This window comes from Neobacillus drentensis (assembly GCF_021560175.1).
Lineage (GTDB): Bacteria > Bacillota > Bacilli > Bacillales > Cytobacillaceae > Neobacillus > Neobacillus drentensis_A.
The window spans coordinates 2853800-2868610 of the sequence record NZ_CP091110.1 but is presented as its reverse complement, the minus strand read 5'-3'; the positions used below and the strand labels follow the sequence as shown (position 1 = coordinate 2868610).

The window sequence follows — 14811 nt, the reverse complement described above, 5'->3', positions numbered from 1 at the left end:
CAAATTTGGCTTCCGTTTTATCATCAATCCTATCTCGTGAGATTTTATTCCCTGCTCTTTAATTTATAAATTCGTGCTTCATAAGGTCTGAAGGTTATTTCGTGCAAATCCTCTTTCTCCACCTTGTAATTTGAAAGTAACAGCTCCGCTGAAAGACTGCTCAATTCTTCGGGCAATGTAAATTCAGGCGTTCGATCAAAGAAATTCAAGATAATCAAAAACTCTTCTTCTTCAAAATTACGAGTATAAACGTAGAGATTCGGGTCAAGAGGCAACAACAGTTTATACTCTCCATACACTAACCCCTCATGATTTTTCCTCAAAGCAATGAGCTTTCGGTAATAATGATAGATTGAATTTTCATCCTTTAGCGCTTCTTGAACATTGACTTCCTGATAATTAGAATTTACCATAATCCAGGGCGTCCCCGTCGTAAATCCTGCGGCATGGGAATCATCCCACTGCATGGGAGTACGCGAATTATCCCGGCTTTTTTTCCAAATCGCCTCCATCATTGTATCAATTGGAGTCCCGGACTCGACAGCCTGTTGGTAATAGTTAAGCGTCTCAATGTCCCGATAGTCCTGAATCGATTGGAATTGAGGATTTGTCATCCCAATTTCCTCCCCTTGATAGATATATGGGGTTCCTTCTAGGGTTAATAGGAAGGTCGCTAACATTTTGGCGGATTCTTTTCGATATTTACCATCGTTTCCGAAGCGGGAAACGGAGCGAGGCTGATCATGATTACAAAGATAATTGGCGTTCCAGCCTTTTTCGTGAAGGACTGTCTGCCATTTACTCATAATGTTTTTTAAATCGAGCAAATTCCAGGGCGTCAGCTCCCATTTACCGGTTCCTCCTGTAGCAGAATCCAGCAGCATATGCTCGAATTGGAACACCATATTCAATTCATGCCGTTCGTTACCAATATAGTTTAACGCCTGCTCAGGACCGAGCCCGGAGGTTTCACCCACAGTCATGATGTCATACTGATACAATACTTTATCATTTAAATCTCGAAGCAGCGTATGTACCTTTTCTAGGTTGGAAAATAATGAGTAGGCCCTCACATAGGGAAGGTTGTTTGGATTAGGAGCATCTGGAAGATTTTCAGCTTTGACTATGTGTGCAATGGCATCCATACGGAATCCGTCAACACCCTTATCCAGCCACCAGCGAACCATCTCCTCCACATCTCTGATGACATTTTCATTTTCCCAATTTAGGTCTGGCTGATTTTTCGTATACAGGTGCAGATAGTACTCATCCGTCGTTTCATCATATTCCCAAACCGATCCGCTAAAATAGGATTCCCAATTATTTGGCGGCCCGCCATTCTTCCCTTTTCTCCAGATATAATAATCCCGTTTAGGATTATCGAGAGAAGAACGAGACTCAATAAACCATGGATGCTCGTCCGATGTATGGTTTATAACCAAGTCCATTATAATTTTAAGCCCCCGTTCATGAGCTTGTGCTAGCAGTTCATCAAAATCCTCCATCGTCCCGAGCTGCTTCATAATGGCCCGGTAATCACTGATGTCGTAGCCGTTATCGTGATTGGGTGACTGATAAATAGGGCAAATCCAAATGACATCGATACCTAAGTCCTTTAAATAATCAAGTTTTGAAATAATTCCCTGTAGATCCCCAATACCGTCGCCGTTTGAATCCTTAAAACTCAACGGATAGATTTGATACACTACACTTTCCTTCCACCATTTCTTTTCCATCGTTTGAGATTCCCCCTTGCCAAATCTAAGGTTAAAACATTACTAACTCCATACATCCTTCGAAAAACTTCAGCTTGTCAACATTATGGATACTGTATTTTTTACTACCCAATATCTTTATGGCAAAAACATTTGAATAGATGGGTGGTTAACATCATCAATCAAGATGTTTTATTAAGAATTCTTTACGAGTTCATATGCTATCCGCGAATGGATAAATAAAAAAAGTCTCGTAAATAATTTTCGAGACTTTTTGAACAATTATATATAAGTAAAATTTAAGGAATGATGCAGTTTTGAAGTTTGCTACGCACCAATTTTGTGGTATTTAATCTACCTTCAAGTACTGATAAGCCCTCCTTCAAATTGAATATCCCAATCTTCTATATTATCGTCTGTTTCACAATCGTCCACGTCAGTATAAAGAATGGAATCGACTGCAATTCTTCTTATTTTCATTGTCTCCAATTACCTATCACCTCTTTAAATTAAGTCCTTTTACTAGCCGTCTTTGTTTCTCTTTTAATGTAGATAATCTAAAAATTCTCCAAGGCTATTTAAAATCCTTCCTGATCTAAGCCAAACAAGAAAAAAGAGCCAGTGCCGCGGTTTCACAAGCTTTTCCACCGGAAATGAACAATGCTTCTTAAAAACCCAAAAATTCTTATAGAACCCTCCTTTTAAGGTTTCTTTTTTTACATTATCAGTTAATTGGTTCTTGATGTTAATTTTATTAAGTAGAATGAAAATTCTCACATATCTATTGTTTATCTAATTGGAATATATTACTATATAAAAATATAAACAAATTAGGAGTGATCATGTGAAAAGCAAATTTATGTTTTCTTTTGTGGCATTACTGTTTGGATTATTGACCATTGTAGGAGCTGCTTCTGCCCAAACCATTACATATAAACCATCCCTAGCACACAAAGATGGTGCAATGGCCTACGAACACATGAAATACCTTACGTATGAAATCGGTCAAAGGGTAGCAGGAAGTCCAAATGAAAGACTAGCAGAACAATATATTAAAGGTCAATTTGACCGAATTGGGCTTAAGACGAAAGTACAACCGTTTACTTATACAAGTAGAGGGAAACAAATTTCATCTTCCAACGTGATTGCCTATAAACCGGGAAAGTCTGCTAAACAAATCATCGTAGGCGCTCATTATGACTCCGTTTCCGTGGGGCGAGGGGCTGATGATAATGCTTCAGGCGTGGGAGTGCTATTAGAAGTAGCAGAAGTTTTGAAGAATATAAATACACCTTACTCCATTGTATTTATCGCGTTTGGAGCTGAAGAACCAGGATTAAAAGGTTCTAGCTATTATGCGAATCATATGACATCCGATGAAATTGACAATACGGTTGGGATGATCAATATGGACAGTCTTGCTGTTGGGGATCACATGTTTGTTTATGGAGATGAAGGCGAAGCGGGCTTCATTCGTGAACAAGCATTAGCTATTGTAAACAAGAAAAAATTAAACGTGGGAACAAACCCTGGGCTGAACCCTGATTACCCAGCTGGCACGACTGGAGATTGGAGTGACCATGCACCATTCAAAGCAAAGGGTATCCCTTACGGATATCTAGAATCCACTAACTGGGAAATCGGCGATTTAGATGGCTATACTCAAACAGTGGAACATGGTGAAGTTTGGCATACACCAAACGATTCGATTGATTTTATCGAAAATGCGTATCCAGGAAGAATTCAGGAACATTTGTCTACCTTTAGTGTTTTATTAACAGATCTATTAAAATTTATGGACAAGACAAGCACTTCTAAATAGTTCCAGCTTAAAACGGATGGCTGCCTCACTCTAATGTGAGACAGCCTTTCTTAATTTTAACAATCATGTATAGACATAAAAAAGTATTTCTAAGTTTTTTAGAATCCCTTATTGCGACACCTTGTTAAACTAACGCACCATATAAAACATTTTTAAGCTAAAGATACTATTGAAAATAAGCCGATAGTATGCAACTCTGTATAAAAAGCTGCATAATATCGGCTCTAAGGACCTTATAAGTTATTGAAGATTTGCTTTTTATTACATTAACAGAGCCTTTCTAATTAAAAATTAGAGGAAAAGTAAATGTAACGAAAGCTGCCCAAAGTCCGTAGACCGGCAAATACTTAGTAACGGTATCTTGGATAGTTGAAGGTCCGGATTTGTTTTGTAGAAAAAGGATATAGGAAAGCATGATTAAAATTAGATTTGCCCAGATAAGTATGTTTACTCCTAAAACAGCAAGTCTGTTAGGCGTAATCCCATAAGAAGAAAGTCTAAACAAGATGGCTGACAAAGCCACACTGTCAATGATAAGCGCAAGAACAATTAAGGCAAAATTAATAATATCTGAAATGCTCTTTTTCTCGTCTGGGTCGCTTTCAGTAATGGAAAATATGGTAACGGCCAATACACCAAGAAGTATTCCATTGAAGGCGATGAGGAAATTGCGGTCTAAGAATGGATTTTTTCCGACGCATATAACCGTTATAAGATAGACCAACAATGTAACCAGGACAAGCGGACTAAAAATTTTAGCTATATAGGGTGTAATATTCTTAGCAAGTTTAAGATTCATTGATACCAGGTACGCAGCTACAACCGCAAGAGCGGCAGCACCAAATAAAACGACATTACTAAAATAGAAGTCTTCTATATTCAAGCCAACAAATCGAAATAACTGCATGGTTAATGCTGCTAGCACCATTCCGCTAACTGCCATGCTGGCGTAGAGAATACAAAATTCCAAATTAAATTTAATATAAGCTAATCTTGTATTGCCTTTTGAATATTCATTTCCTGTAAATGCAACCCCTGCTAATACCCATAAGAATATGGGAAGGTGTAAATAAACAAGGATCTTAGTGTCGTTATCATTTAATGGCAGCATATTAAGATAAAACCCAGAAATAAGGAACAACGCTGCAAGGGAATAAATAACACTTTTTTTCGGTGTATTATTGTAAATAAAATAGGCAGCAATAAAGGGAATGATACCAAAAGCCAGATTAATTGGAGCAATTGCTTCCTGTTCGACAAAATGAAAAATGGTCCTGGTGCTTATTCCGGACAGAATGGCTAAAATACCCATAATTATGAATCCTTTTTGAAGCAAGAAAATTCTCCCTGTATTTGCCGTCTCCTTGAAATACAATCGTTCATACCATACGCTAAGAATCTGAGAATCAGGATTTTGTTCCCAAGCGTGTGAAAATGACTTTTTAAAAGCTTTCGAATCTTTTCTATACATTCTCTCCAGCTCATACGGATTAGCTAAATTTTCAATAATCAAATTGTGAATGTCCATGTTATACCTCCTCTGATAATGGCTATATTAAATTCTTCCACCATGTTTAACTGTCTTCGTCACTTTTGTATTCTAAAATATCTCCAGGCTGACATTCTAAAGCCTTACAAATTGCCTCTAAAGTGGAGAATCGAATCGCTTTAGCCTTTCCATTTTTTAATATAGAAAGGTTCGCCATTGTTATTCCAACCTTCTCCGTAAGCTCTGTTACGCTCATTTTCCTTTTTGCTAACATCACATCAATATTGATTATAATTGCCATTGTTATTCACCTCAGACCGTTAGATCATTTTCCGATTTGATATCAATTGCTTCTTGTAAAAGTTTTTGAAGAACAGCTGCAAAGACAGCGATAATTATCGAAGCAAAAGGAACAACCAAGCCTACAAAGATAACCCCTGGTGCGTCGTCTACTTCCGCAAAGATATAGAAGAGCGGCCAAACTAGCACATGCAAAATACTGATGGTGATTGCACAGTATTTGATTTTATTTAAAGCTTGCACAGATAAATCGGAGAAAGCTTTATTTTTGTCGATATAGCGTAAGAGTTTGAAAGCCAGATACAAAGCAATGTAAAAAGGGATCGCCGATGCATCAAAAATGATGAAAACGAGATATTTTATAAAAGCGAACTCTGGAAGCAATTTTGCTGCAAGATCCGCCATCTCAGGCACCAAAAAGATGCACAGAGCAAGAACTGGGATTCCTAAAAGAATAACCGCTATCTTTAAAAACAACGTTGTTACTTTTTCCATATAAAGCACCTCACTTATATTTCTGTTTTTGATTTTAATATATATTTTATCGTTTTTCAATAAATATTTATTATATTTAATAATTTATTTATTGTTTTCTTTTTTACACATAAATAAAAGCATTCCCGATCAAAGAAATGCTCTAAAACTTTAAACCATAAAATTTATAACTCGTACAGCTAACCAGCCCCGTTACCACAATAAGAAATAAGTTATCAAAAATACGGATTTAAGACCGTTGCAAAACTAAGGGTGGGTCACGCTTTTTAGTAGGGAAAAGCATCAAAGAAATTCAGGGAGAAAAGCTCGAATTCTTCATCCTTTACAACAGCACCTCATAGTTTAAGTACATCGGTTCACAAACACCCCCGAAATAATGGTAAAATAAGGTTAGAGGTGATTTAATGAAAAGAATAACGAAATATAAATTTAATTTTATTGTTTCATTTATTTTTCTTGTTATAGGTATTATCCTTATACAAATACTTCCTAACGCAATACCGACTCTCATTCTTTTTGGCTATTTCTTTCTTTATTACCTAGGATCTTGTATTTTTCATTTTATTAAACAAAGAAAGAGTCAAGCTCACCTTTAAATTAAAGAGAAAGACGGATAACCGTCTTTTTTTATTTGGAATGGATTCATCTATCGCTAGCCTGCCCGAGAGTGGACAAGAAAAGGCGCCCAAGGAGCATCATTCTACTATTAAAATAGGTATTCAACTAGTCCACAAAATTTAAATTTGAATAGACTAATGATATACCAAGACAAATTCATATGGAGGTCATCGAATGATGAAAAGAAATAGAAATGTCCCACCAAATATGTTTCCGAATGCCATGCCAAACGCCTTGCCTAATCAGATTGCTCCTATGCAACAAATGCCATCCCAATTCTGCCCGCCACCACCATGTCCACCTCAATACTGTCCACCACAAGTGTTTCCTACACAGTATGATCCGGGACTAGTTGACCCTGCGCAACAATATGTAAAAACAAATTTATTTAATAAAGTAGTTACACATTTACATCCATCACATACAACAACCGTTAACAAGCTGCATGTTAATCATCAACACTATTTTCCACACACAGAGTCCTGTGTAAATGAATGCTGTGAAACACATACTATGTGCGGTGTTCCAGTCAATCCTTGTTGTCCAATGGGACCTTTTGGATTTTAGCTTCTTTTTAACCCCATTTATGGGGTTTATTTTTTATCATTTTCTGGTCATTTGCATAAACTAAAATCATTCCTAGATACAAAATCTCCTTGTACCCAAACGGTACCTTTTTTTATTTTAAAAAATTAGCTGTTCCTACATCACTATTTGTGGCCAAATCCGTCTAAAAATCTTATACTATCCTGCCACGCCTGCTCTGTATGCAAAATAAAAAGCTGCCACTCTGACAGCTTTAGAAAAGTGAACATAAACGATGTCTTCTTAAAGCATCGCCTCATCTAAAGAGTTAACTTCAAATTAGAATATTATCTCTTTTTTGATCTATTGTTTACAAAATCAACCATCATTTTCATCATAATAAACATTAACAACGTGACCAAAAAAGAATAGAAGTAGTTCCAATCTTCTAATTTATACAATCCCCAAAAAACAAAAATCGGTATCCCGATAAAACAAATTATTACCGACATAATAACAGTGGCAACAAGATAAGGCTTCCACTTTGAAAAGTATTGATAAGTTAAAGCCATCATTACGGGCATCACAGAAAAATCTACTGCATTAAATCGATGCGTAAAAACAAGGAACTGATGTGGATAACTCCAAAAATCAAAATAAGAGCCTATTTCATCTCCTATACCAACAATTACAAAACTAACTATAAAAGCAAAAGAAATTAATAACGTTCTATAGCGGTCGATTAAGAAAATGAACATGATAAGAAATAATATATTTATAATGACGATACTAACCAGCCAAAACTAAATAAATCATGATGAAGCCATATATCCGTTTGAAGTGAATGATACTTGCTACCCGTTTTGTCTGTTTTGCTGTACATAAATTGATCCCTCATTATTGAATGATATTAACTCTCTATATATTGCACCAGTTTTTTCTAACTATACTGCCATTTATATATGGAATTTCTAAAAGAAACTGGATAATTTGATAAGCAAGAGGGAGTAATATTTTTCAAATTTTCTCCAATTTTCCAACCTCTGCAGGAAAATAGGCACCCACTACCCAGAACAAATGGAAAAGGCGATGCCTCTATAGAGCATCGCCTCCGACAAGGAGCAAAAACTGAAAAAATTAATATCTATTTGATTATTTTATAAATGCTCCCTTAAGTATCTTCCCGTGATTGACCGCTCTTCATGGATGATGTGTTTAGGTGTTCCCTCGAACACTACCTGTCTACCTTTGGTGCCTAGCTTTATTACACCTCTTGCCCCCCTACATTTTATTTGGAAAGGTAACCATAATACTTCACAAACTTATACAGGGATACTCCTGTTAGCTTAATAACTCTGTTGTCTTTTTTGATAGTAATTACCGATAAAATAGCTGCAAATTAACCCTATAATAAAAGGAATTAAAGAACCTCCAGCTTCGAATCCTTTTGAGGTTTCTTGGTAAAAATTAAACATTAAAAATTTAATATCCAACCAAAATCCTATTGATATTAGTAAACTGCTTACAAAGATAAATGATATTAAACCTACACATACTGTTTTTTTCAAAATCTTCACCTCTTTCCATTGTCCCGCTTATCCATGTTTTGACATAAAGGGGATTAAAAGAAGAAAATTTTATCGTATTTGTATAATCTAACTTGTACTCCCTTATTTTTTTAACACCTTAACTAACTTAACCATTAGGTATCCAAAAATAACAAGACCTGCTAATATTGCTATAGGTGTTATTGTATTTAATATCATATACATCTCTCCAAAGGTATTTATTTACAATTATACAATAAATACCAATTATTGAGGATAATTATTGAAAAAACCTGCCATTTAGTTGTTAATGGTAAGCACTTTAGAATCTGTTATTGAAATATGAAATAAATTAATCCGGAAATTAATAAAGAAAGTATGCCTACGAAACCAGATATTAACGCTATTTTTGTTCTGGAATTTCTGTCTTCTGGGGTTTCTGAATAAAAATTTCCTCTTTGACGGTCTCCATCAACCCAAGCCCCGATAAACACACCTGAAATCATAATACCTACTATTCCTACAATTAGAAAAAACTGAAACAAAAAAATTCCCCCTTGATTACCACCTTACCAATACATACGCAATAAGGGTCTCTTTGTTTCATATTAGTTTTACTTCTTCAACTGTTCTACACGACTCTTTGTTAAACTCAAGCACCCTTTAGTTTAAGTGCATTGCTCCACAAACAGTCCCGTCAGTAGACAAAGAAAAGGCGATGCCTCTATAAAGCATCGCCTCCGATAAGAAGCAGAACTTGAAAAAATTATTTTTTAGAATAAGAGGAAAGACCGCGTCCGATAAGGTTTGCTGAAACAGGCTTTCTTCCCAATTCTCTTGCCCAAACTGATAGTTGTCCAATATGGTGAATTTCGTGAGCAATGGTATGTCTCATAACTTCACCCCAAGTATCCGTTACAATTCTTCCATCTGGCATGGTATCGTAAAATAATTGATTTTCCATACTAGATTCCCAGTTGTTCACAAAGTTCTCCACATCTAAATGAAATTCTGCGTCCAATTTTCGAACCTTGTTCAAGCTTTTATAATGATCGAAACTTTCCTGAAAGTCAGTCTTACCCTGTAAGAGACTTATCCAGCTCCACTCAACATCAACAATATGGAAAAGCGTATGTAATATACTTCCCATACCACCCGTTCGGTTTTGCAAAAGCTCTTCTTCACTTAACTCTTCACACCAACGATACCAATCTTCTCTTACCATCCAGTTATATCTAAATAGTGTTTGCAATACAACCCCTCCGCAATAAGAAATAAATACTCGGTTAAAATATATTCTAGGAATATTAAAAAACCTTATTTAATATGACCATTTCAACAAACATTCCCAAAACTAAAAACCAAGGAAATCATAAAATAACCCCCACTTCTTCTTATTAACAATAAACAAAATCCACTTTCTTCCCTTCCGTTTTTTACTCGATAAAGGAGTTATTCTCCATACAATCAGTAAAATCCTTCCATTTTCCTTTTTAGTAAAGGCTTTGTTAGCCTAGTTAAAAAGAAAAAGCCACCATTTGGCAGCAGGACTTTAACTATTAAGATTTTCAATCATCCTTCATCGCTTTATCAATACGGACAAGTCGCCTTCAAAAACTTTTTCATCTTTATTATTAAAAGTAGATAAAGATACTGTAAGGATGCCTGTTTCATCTAATGTTGCTTTCTTATCAATAACTTCAACATGGACAAGCAGTTCATCTCCAGGATACACAGGCTTAATAAATTTAATATTATTCATCCGTGTTCCAGCAATAACATCCTCACCGTAGAAACCTTCTTCAACCCAAAGCTTAAAAGAAATGGCTAACGTATGTATACCAGAAGCAATAATTCCATCAAACCTGCCCTGATTTGCTTTCTCCTCATCCAAATGCATATACTGAGGGTCAAATTCTCCTGCAAACTTCATAATATCTTCTTTTGTTAATTTTAATGATTTAGTTTGAAACTTCTGTCCAATTGTAAACTTATCTAACTTCATTCTTACACCCTCAATTTAGTTGTTGTAGTCGTTGTTGTCCATGTTTATTATAGCACTAGGTACTCAACCAGTGGAAAATTTCAAAGTTTTCTTAAGCTAACCCACCAGATAGTTCAAGTACAAATATCACACTATTTCTTGTATAAAAAGATAAAAGGCGACCTCTTCTTGAAGATTCTCACCTGTTTCCTTTCGATAGTAAGTATTTATCTGAACAGAAATTATTAAGTGTAAAACTCCAGGTGTTTTTTTTCCTTTTTATAATAATCGAGCCTATCTTGTAAAGTACCTGTATGAAACTCAAACTTATGACCATCAGGGTCAGTAAAATAAATGGATTTTTTATCTCTTTCGTCTCTGGGACGACCTGAAAGGATGTTTACATTCAATCCCTCAAGTTTACGGTACATATCATTAAACTCAACTTCTTCTATTGAAAAAGCAATATGAGTGTATGACTGTCTGATTTCATTGCGGGGAATATCTGTTTCTTCATTTAGAGCAAGCCATATACCTTTCAAATCAAAATAAGCTGTACTTCTGCCCCTGACTAACAACTTTGCATCAAACACTTTTTTATAAAACTCTATCGATTTCTCTAAATTTGATACTGAAAATAAAAAATGATTAAGACCTTTTATCGACATAATAACACCTCTTAGTGTAATACTTCACAAACTTCCCTTAACCATTTATCTCTACCTTTTTCCCATTAGTATAGGTGTATCTTTAATATCAGTGTAATTCTCTAACTAGCCTTACCATTAGCACAAAAAAACGGGATACACATAGATATCCCATCTTTAACATAAGTACCAATCGTTTAAGATGATGTCTTTAAAGTTGGAGGTCTAAATCATTTCAAGTCCGATTCAATATTTAACTGATTTTCTCGGCCAACTCTAAAATAATTCCCTCTGGACCGCGAACATAGCATAATTTATAACTTTCTCCATATTGCTCTATCTCACTAAAAATTTCTGTACCCCTCTTTTTCAATTTTGCAACAATAGCTTCAAGATCTTCAACAGCAAAGCAAATATGTCGGATCCCCAGCGTATTTGCAAAAGGTTTCTGATTATTTCTTTCATCTGACGGCGTATAAAATTTGACTAGCTCTATCCATGCCTGACCATCTGGCATCCCCATTCCTACACATGCCGTTTTAACATCTTTAAGCCCAACTATTCTGTCCAATTGTTCTCCATCCAATTCCCATTCTGCTTGCACTTCAAGTCCTAAATCAAGAAAAAACGCTTTAGCCTCTGAAAGATCATTTACGTTTATACTCACATGATCAATTCTATTGATCTTCATTTCTCATACCACCTATATTCCTGTTATTTTCGATACCTGTATTTATGTAAGGTTTGTTTGAATTTATAATTCGCTTAAAAAAGAAAATATCCTTCCTCGACAAACCGAACCCTTTCGTGGAACAAGAAAAAGAGTGCAGCTACTACTCTTTGTTAAACTCAAGCATCCGATAGTTGAAGAGGAACTTCTAATTTTTAGTACCTTTTGCTAATTCTTCACGTAATTTTTTTATCTCTTCTGTTTGGTCTAAGATATTATTATTCACTTTTCGTAGAGCATCAAAAACTGAAAAAATTGCCGCCAATATTAGGAATCCCACCAGCAAATCCATTTTCACACCAACTTCACTTAAAATAATAAATTAACAATAACCAGATTTAGGTAATTCTTTATTATCATATTGTTCTATATTAAACTAAACTATCCATTCCTTAAAGAAGGAAAAAGCGATCTTTCGCTATGGAAGAATTACTACCTGTTAGTTCAAGTACAGTAATTTTCATCGTATTTTATAAGATGAAAAACATTATCACGTTAATGAATAGGATCGTTATAATCAAACCCAATATAAACTTCTTAACAGTAAATTTTATCCTTCCGTTTTGTACGCCTCTAAAAACTAAAATTGATATGAGTAACAAGAGTAATATAATTGGCGTTGGCACCATTTCACCTCTATTTCTTCATCAATAAAAGCACCATGTTAGTTGAACAATGATTATGCTAATCTGTCATCGAGAATATTTATTTACCAATAATTTTTATCTCCTTAATAGGATAATAAACTATTTTCGTTGTTCCTATTACCTTATCCATTGGAATAGCCCCTATTCGGCGGCTGTCCTTGCTTTTTCTTCTATTATCACCCATCACAAACAACTGCCCTTTAGGAACAGTCGCACTGCCGACTGCCGTTTCCTCCAGTTTAAAAGACGCTGTAAGTGGACCTGTCTCGATTTCTCTTTTGTATTCGTCCAGATAAGGCTCTTTATATGCCTTACCATTTACAAATAGAGTATCATCTTTATACTCAATACGATCTCCAGGCAAACCGATTACGCGTTTGATATAATCTGTATTTTCTGTAGCGTGAAAAACAACAATATCAAATCTTTTGGGTTCTCCTACTTTTGATACAACCATTCGGTCTTGGTCTCGTAATGTAGGCATCATAGATGCACCCTCTACTACAATTGGTGTAAGGAAAAAGGTTCGGATAATAAAAGCAAATAATAGTGCAATAAGAAGTGCCTTAATCCATTCCCAACTTTCATTTCTATCTTTTGCCATTTACTTTCATCCTCTCAAAATGGTCATTTACTTCTGCATTTTCAACCTCATATTGTGGACTTATAACTAGATTCCTCCTGTAATTAGAATACTTAGGAAAGCTGCTTCAAGGAATATATACCACAAAGTTGGTGGAAATTCCTTTTTTTACTAAACTTCCCTGTTACTTGAATAGGAAAAAAGCATTACCGCTGTTCTGGTAATGCAACCGATAATTTAAGTACATTTGTTCACAAACTTTTTTTTGGAATGGCAATATAATAAAAGTGTTGTAATTTCAATCATAAAAAAAGAACCGAATTAGGTCCTTTTTGTGCTTGCTTGTTCAATTGTTCAATTGCTTGTTCTTAAAATATCCGACAAACCGTGGTCGTCTCCGTATTCGAATCGCCCGATTTTTCCTTCTTCTTTTGTAGAGAAGAGAACTTCACCTTCTACATTTGCAGTTTTTTCTTCGTCTCCATTTTTCTGATAACCGACCTTTGCTATGAAGGTATAACGATAAGGAATTTTCTCACTTTTCTTAATCGTGACACCCTTAAAGCTTAACTTATAACCAGTGTTGTAAGCAAAGGTTGGGTATTGAGTACCAAATGCATCTATGAATGAATCGAGCCCAGAATCTGTAAAGTAAGGTCCGTATACCTCTGCTACATACTTATCAAACTCTTTGTTCTCTTCTTTATTATTCACAACAGTCCTATATTTAGGATTCCACATTAGATCCATAAACTCCTCATCTGGACCAGTAAACTGATGCTCAAGAACTTTTTTAATTGCCTCTTTATTTGTGTCTTCTGCATCTGCAGCCTTTGAGCAAGCAACTATTAAGAACCCTAACATTAACAACATTAAACTTAAAAAAATAATGGATATTGTCTTGTTATTATTTGTTGACATTACACCCTCTCCCTTTTAAAGATAATACGTTTGCAATACATTTAAGATTCGGATTAAAGCGTTTTTTCCTTCAAGTAACCTGCCCGGTAGTTCAACAAGAAAAAGAACGTCGCAGCAATCATTTGTTTAACACTCGCACGCGTTACTTTAAGTGTAATATTTCACAAAGTTAGTAAAGAAAAATTAATAAAAGTAATCCAATTCTATTATTGATAATGGTACTTTTTGGATATTATACTAGAGGTGAATTACCATTTAATAATGAAGGGAGATTTACCATGGAGGTAACATTTACAGTTAGCAAATGGGATGAAAATCCAGTAGACGACACTAGAAAAGAATTCCCTATAAATATTGCCCATGTCGAATATGATATTGAGGGTGAATTAACAGGAAAAGCTTTTGTTGAATATTTATTATTTTATATAGACTCTACTATAGTTGATGGTCACTTAGCCACTTCTAAAATTTCCGGATTTCTGCATTTTGAAGGAACTTACAAGGGAAAACAGGGGACATTTACTGCTTTAGAGCAAGGAATATTTGATAAAGGAAATCTAGATTGTCCAGCAACAATCATCAAAGCTACCGGTGACTTAGAGAGCTTGAAAGGGTCCTATAACTATAAGTTTACAGGTGAAACCAGTAAGATGGTTCTAGACTTTAAATTCTAACAAAGCAGTAAAAAGGGCATTTCTGTACTACCAGGAATGTCCTTTTCGTCGAAAGATCTTCTTCAACTATCCTGCCCCGCTAGTGCAATAAAAAAGGGATCGCAGCCATCCCAA

General features: G+C 35.3%; 18 protein-coding genes. 3 read left to right on the top strand and 15 right to left on the bottom strand.

Annotated features, from left to right (window positions below; genetic code table 11):
- Window positions 1-44 precede the first annotated feature (44 nt).
- Together L1999_RS13345 and L1999_RS29610 are read right to left on the bottom strand one after the other, a co-directional pair.
- On the bottom strand, window positions 45-1736 hold the full coding sequence (locus L1999_RS13345) for a glycoside hydrolase family 13 protein (RefSeq protein WP_235743988.1): 1692 nt from the start codon (window positions 1734-1736) through the stop codon (window positions 45-47).
- A 339-nt stretch (window positions 1737-2075) separates the two neighbouring features.
- Window positions 2076-2204 carry a hypothetical protein gene (locus tag L1999_RS29610; RefSeq protein ID WP_275677620.1) on the bottom strand — a complete coding sequence of 43 codons (129 nt, stop codon included), beginning with the start codon at window positions 2202-2204 and terminating at the stop codon, window positions 2076-2078.
- Window positions 2205-2559: 355 nt separating this feature from the next.
- Here L1999_RS29610 and L1999_RS13340 point away from each other — a divergent pair, with 355 nt between their 5' ends.
- The gene (locus L1999_RS13340; protein WP_235743987.1) at window positions 2560-3537 is read left to right on the top strand and encodes a M20/M25/M40 family metallo-hydrolase; all 978 of its coding nucleotides are present in this window, start codon (window positions 2560-2562) and stop codon (window positions 3535-3537) included.
- A gap of 280 nt (window positions 3538-3817) precedes the next feature.
- On the opposite strand, the gene L1999_RS13335 is transcribed toward L1999_RS13340, so the two are convergent.
- The 3 genes from L1999_RS13335 to L1999_RS13325 are packed head-to-tail and all read right to left on the bottom strand — an operon-like array spanning window position 3818 to window position 5821.
- On the bottom strand, window positions 3818-5065 hold the full coding sequence (locus L1999_RS13335; RefSeq protein ID WP_235743986.1) for a DUF4153 domain-containing protein: 1248 nt from the start codon (window positions 5063-5065) through the stop codon (window positions 3818-3820).
- A 46-nt stretch (window positions 5066-5111) separates the two neighbouring features.
- Complete coding sequence (locus L1999_RS13330; protein WP_057989683.1) at window positions 5112-5327, bottom strand: helix-turn-helix domain-containing protein; 216 nt, start codon at window positions 5325-5327, stop codon at window positions 5112-5114.
- 11 nt (window positions 5328-5338) lie between these two features.
- Window positions 5339-5821: a DUF2975 domain-containing protein gene (locus L1999_RS13325; protein WP_235743985.1), complete on the bottom strand. Its 483-nt coding sequence runs from the start codon at window positions 5819-5821 to the stop codon at window positions 5339-5341.
- A 792-nt stretch (window positions 5822-6613) separates the two neighbouring features.
- Here L1999_RS13325 and L1999_RS13320 point away from each other — a divergent pair.
- Entirely contained in the window at window positions 6614-7006 is a 393-nt protein-coding gene (locus L1999_RS13320) for a CotD family spore coat protein (RefSeq protein ID WP_235743984.1), read from the top strand.
- 305 nt (window positions 7007-7311) lie between these two features.
- On the opposite strand, the gene L1999_RS29860 is transcribed toward L1999_RS13320, so the two are convergent.
- From L1999_RS29860 to L1999_RS13275, 10 genes are all read right to left on the bottom strand, one after another.
- On the bottom strand, window positions 7312-7722 hold the full coding sequence (locus L1999_RS29860) for a CBO0543 family protein (RefSeq protein ID WP_430540020.1): 411 nt from the start codon (window positions 7720-7722) through the stop codon (window positions 7312-7314).
- A gap of 588 nt (window positions 7723-8310) precedes the next feature.
- On the bottom strand, window positions 8311-8532 hold the full coding sequence (locus tag L1999_RS13315) for a hypothetical protein (protein ID WP_235743983.1): 222 nt from the start codon (window positions 8530-8532) through the stop codon (window positions 8311-8313).
- 311 nt (window positions 8533-8843) lie between these two features.
- Window positions 8844-9056, bottom strand: coding sequence for a DUF5316 family protein (locus tag L1999_RS13310; protein ID WP_235743982.1), 213 nt, complete (start codon window positions 9054-9056; stop codon window positions 8844-8846).
- 221 nt (window positions 9057-9277) lie between these two features.
- Window positions 9278-9763, bottom strand: a complete 486-nt coding sequence (locus L1999_RS13305; protein WP_235743981.1) for a DinB family protein — start codon at window positions 9761-9763, stop codon at window positions 9278-9280.
- A gap of 327 nt (window positions 9764-10090) precedes the next feature.
- Entirely contained in the window at window positions 10091-10516 is a 426-nt protein-coding gene (locus tag L1999_RS13300; RefSeq protein WP_235743980.1) for a MaoC family dehydratase, read from the bottom strand.
- A 224-nt stretch (window positions 10517-10740) separates the two neighbouring features.
- Window positions 10741-11163, bottom strand: a complete 423-nt coding sequence (fosM, locus tag L1999_RS13295; RefSeq protein WP_235743979.1) for a FosM family fosfomycin resistance protein — start codon at window positions 11161-11163, stop codon at window positions 10741-10743.
- 232 nt (window positions 11164-11395) lie between these two features.
- The gene (locus tag L1999_RS13290; protein WP_235743978.1) at window positions 11396-11833 is read right to left on the bottom strand and encodes a VOC family protein; all 438 of its coding nucleotides are present in this window, start codon (window positions 11831-11833) and stop codon (window positions 11396-11398) included.
- Between the two features lie 187 nt (window positions 11834-12020).
- On the bottom strand, window positions 12021-12170 hold the full coding sequence (locus tag L1999_RS13285) for a hypothetical protein (RefSeq protein ID WP_235744509.1): 150 nt from the start codon (window positions 12168-12170) through the stop codon (window positions 12021-12023).
- Window positions 12171-12577: 407 nt separating this feature from the next.
- Window positions 12578-13123: a signal peptidase I gene (lepB, locus tag L1999_RS13280; protein ID WP_235743977.1), complete on the bottom strand. Its 546-nt coding sequence runs from the start codon at window positions 13121-13123 to the stop codon at window positions 12578-12580.
- Between the two features lie 333 nt (window positions 13124-13456).
- On the bottom strand, window positions 13457-14023 hold the full coding sequence (locus tag L1999_RS13275; protein ID WP_235743976.1) for a hypothetical protein: 567 nt from the start codon (window positions 14021-14023) through the stop codon (window positions 13457-13459).
- A 278-nt stretch (window positions 14024-14301) separates the two neighbouring features.
- Here L1999_RS13275 and L1999_RS13270 point away from each other — a divergent pair, with 278 nt between their 5' ends.
- The gene (locus tag L1999_RS13270) at window positions 14302-14697 is read left to right on the top strand and encodes a DUF3224 domain-containing protein (RefSeq protein ID WP_235743975.1); all 396 of its coding nucleotides are present in this window, start codon (window positions 14302-14304) and stop codon (window positions 14695-14697) included.
- Window positions 14698-14811: the final 114 nt, after the last annotated feature.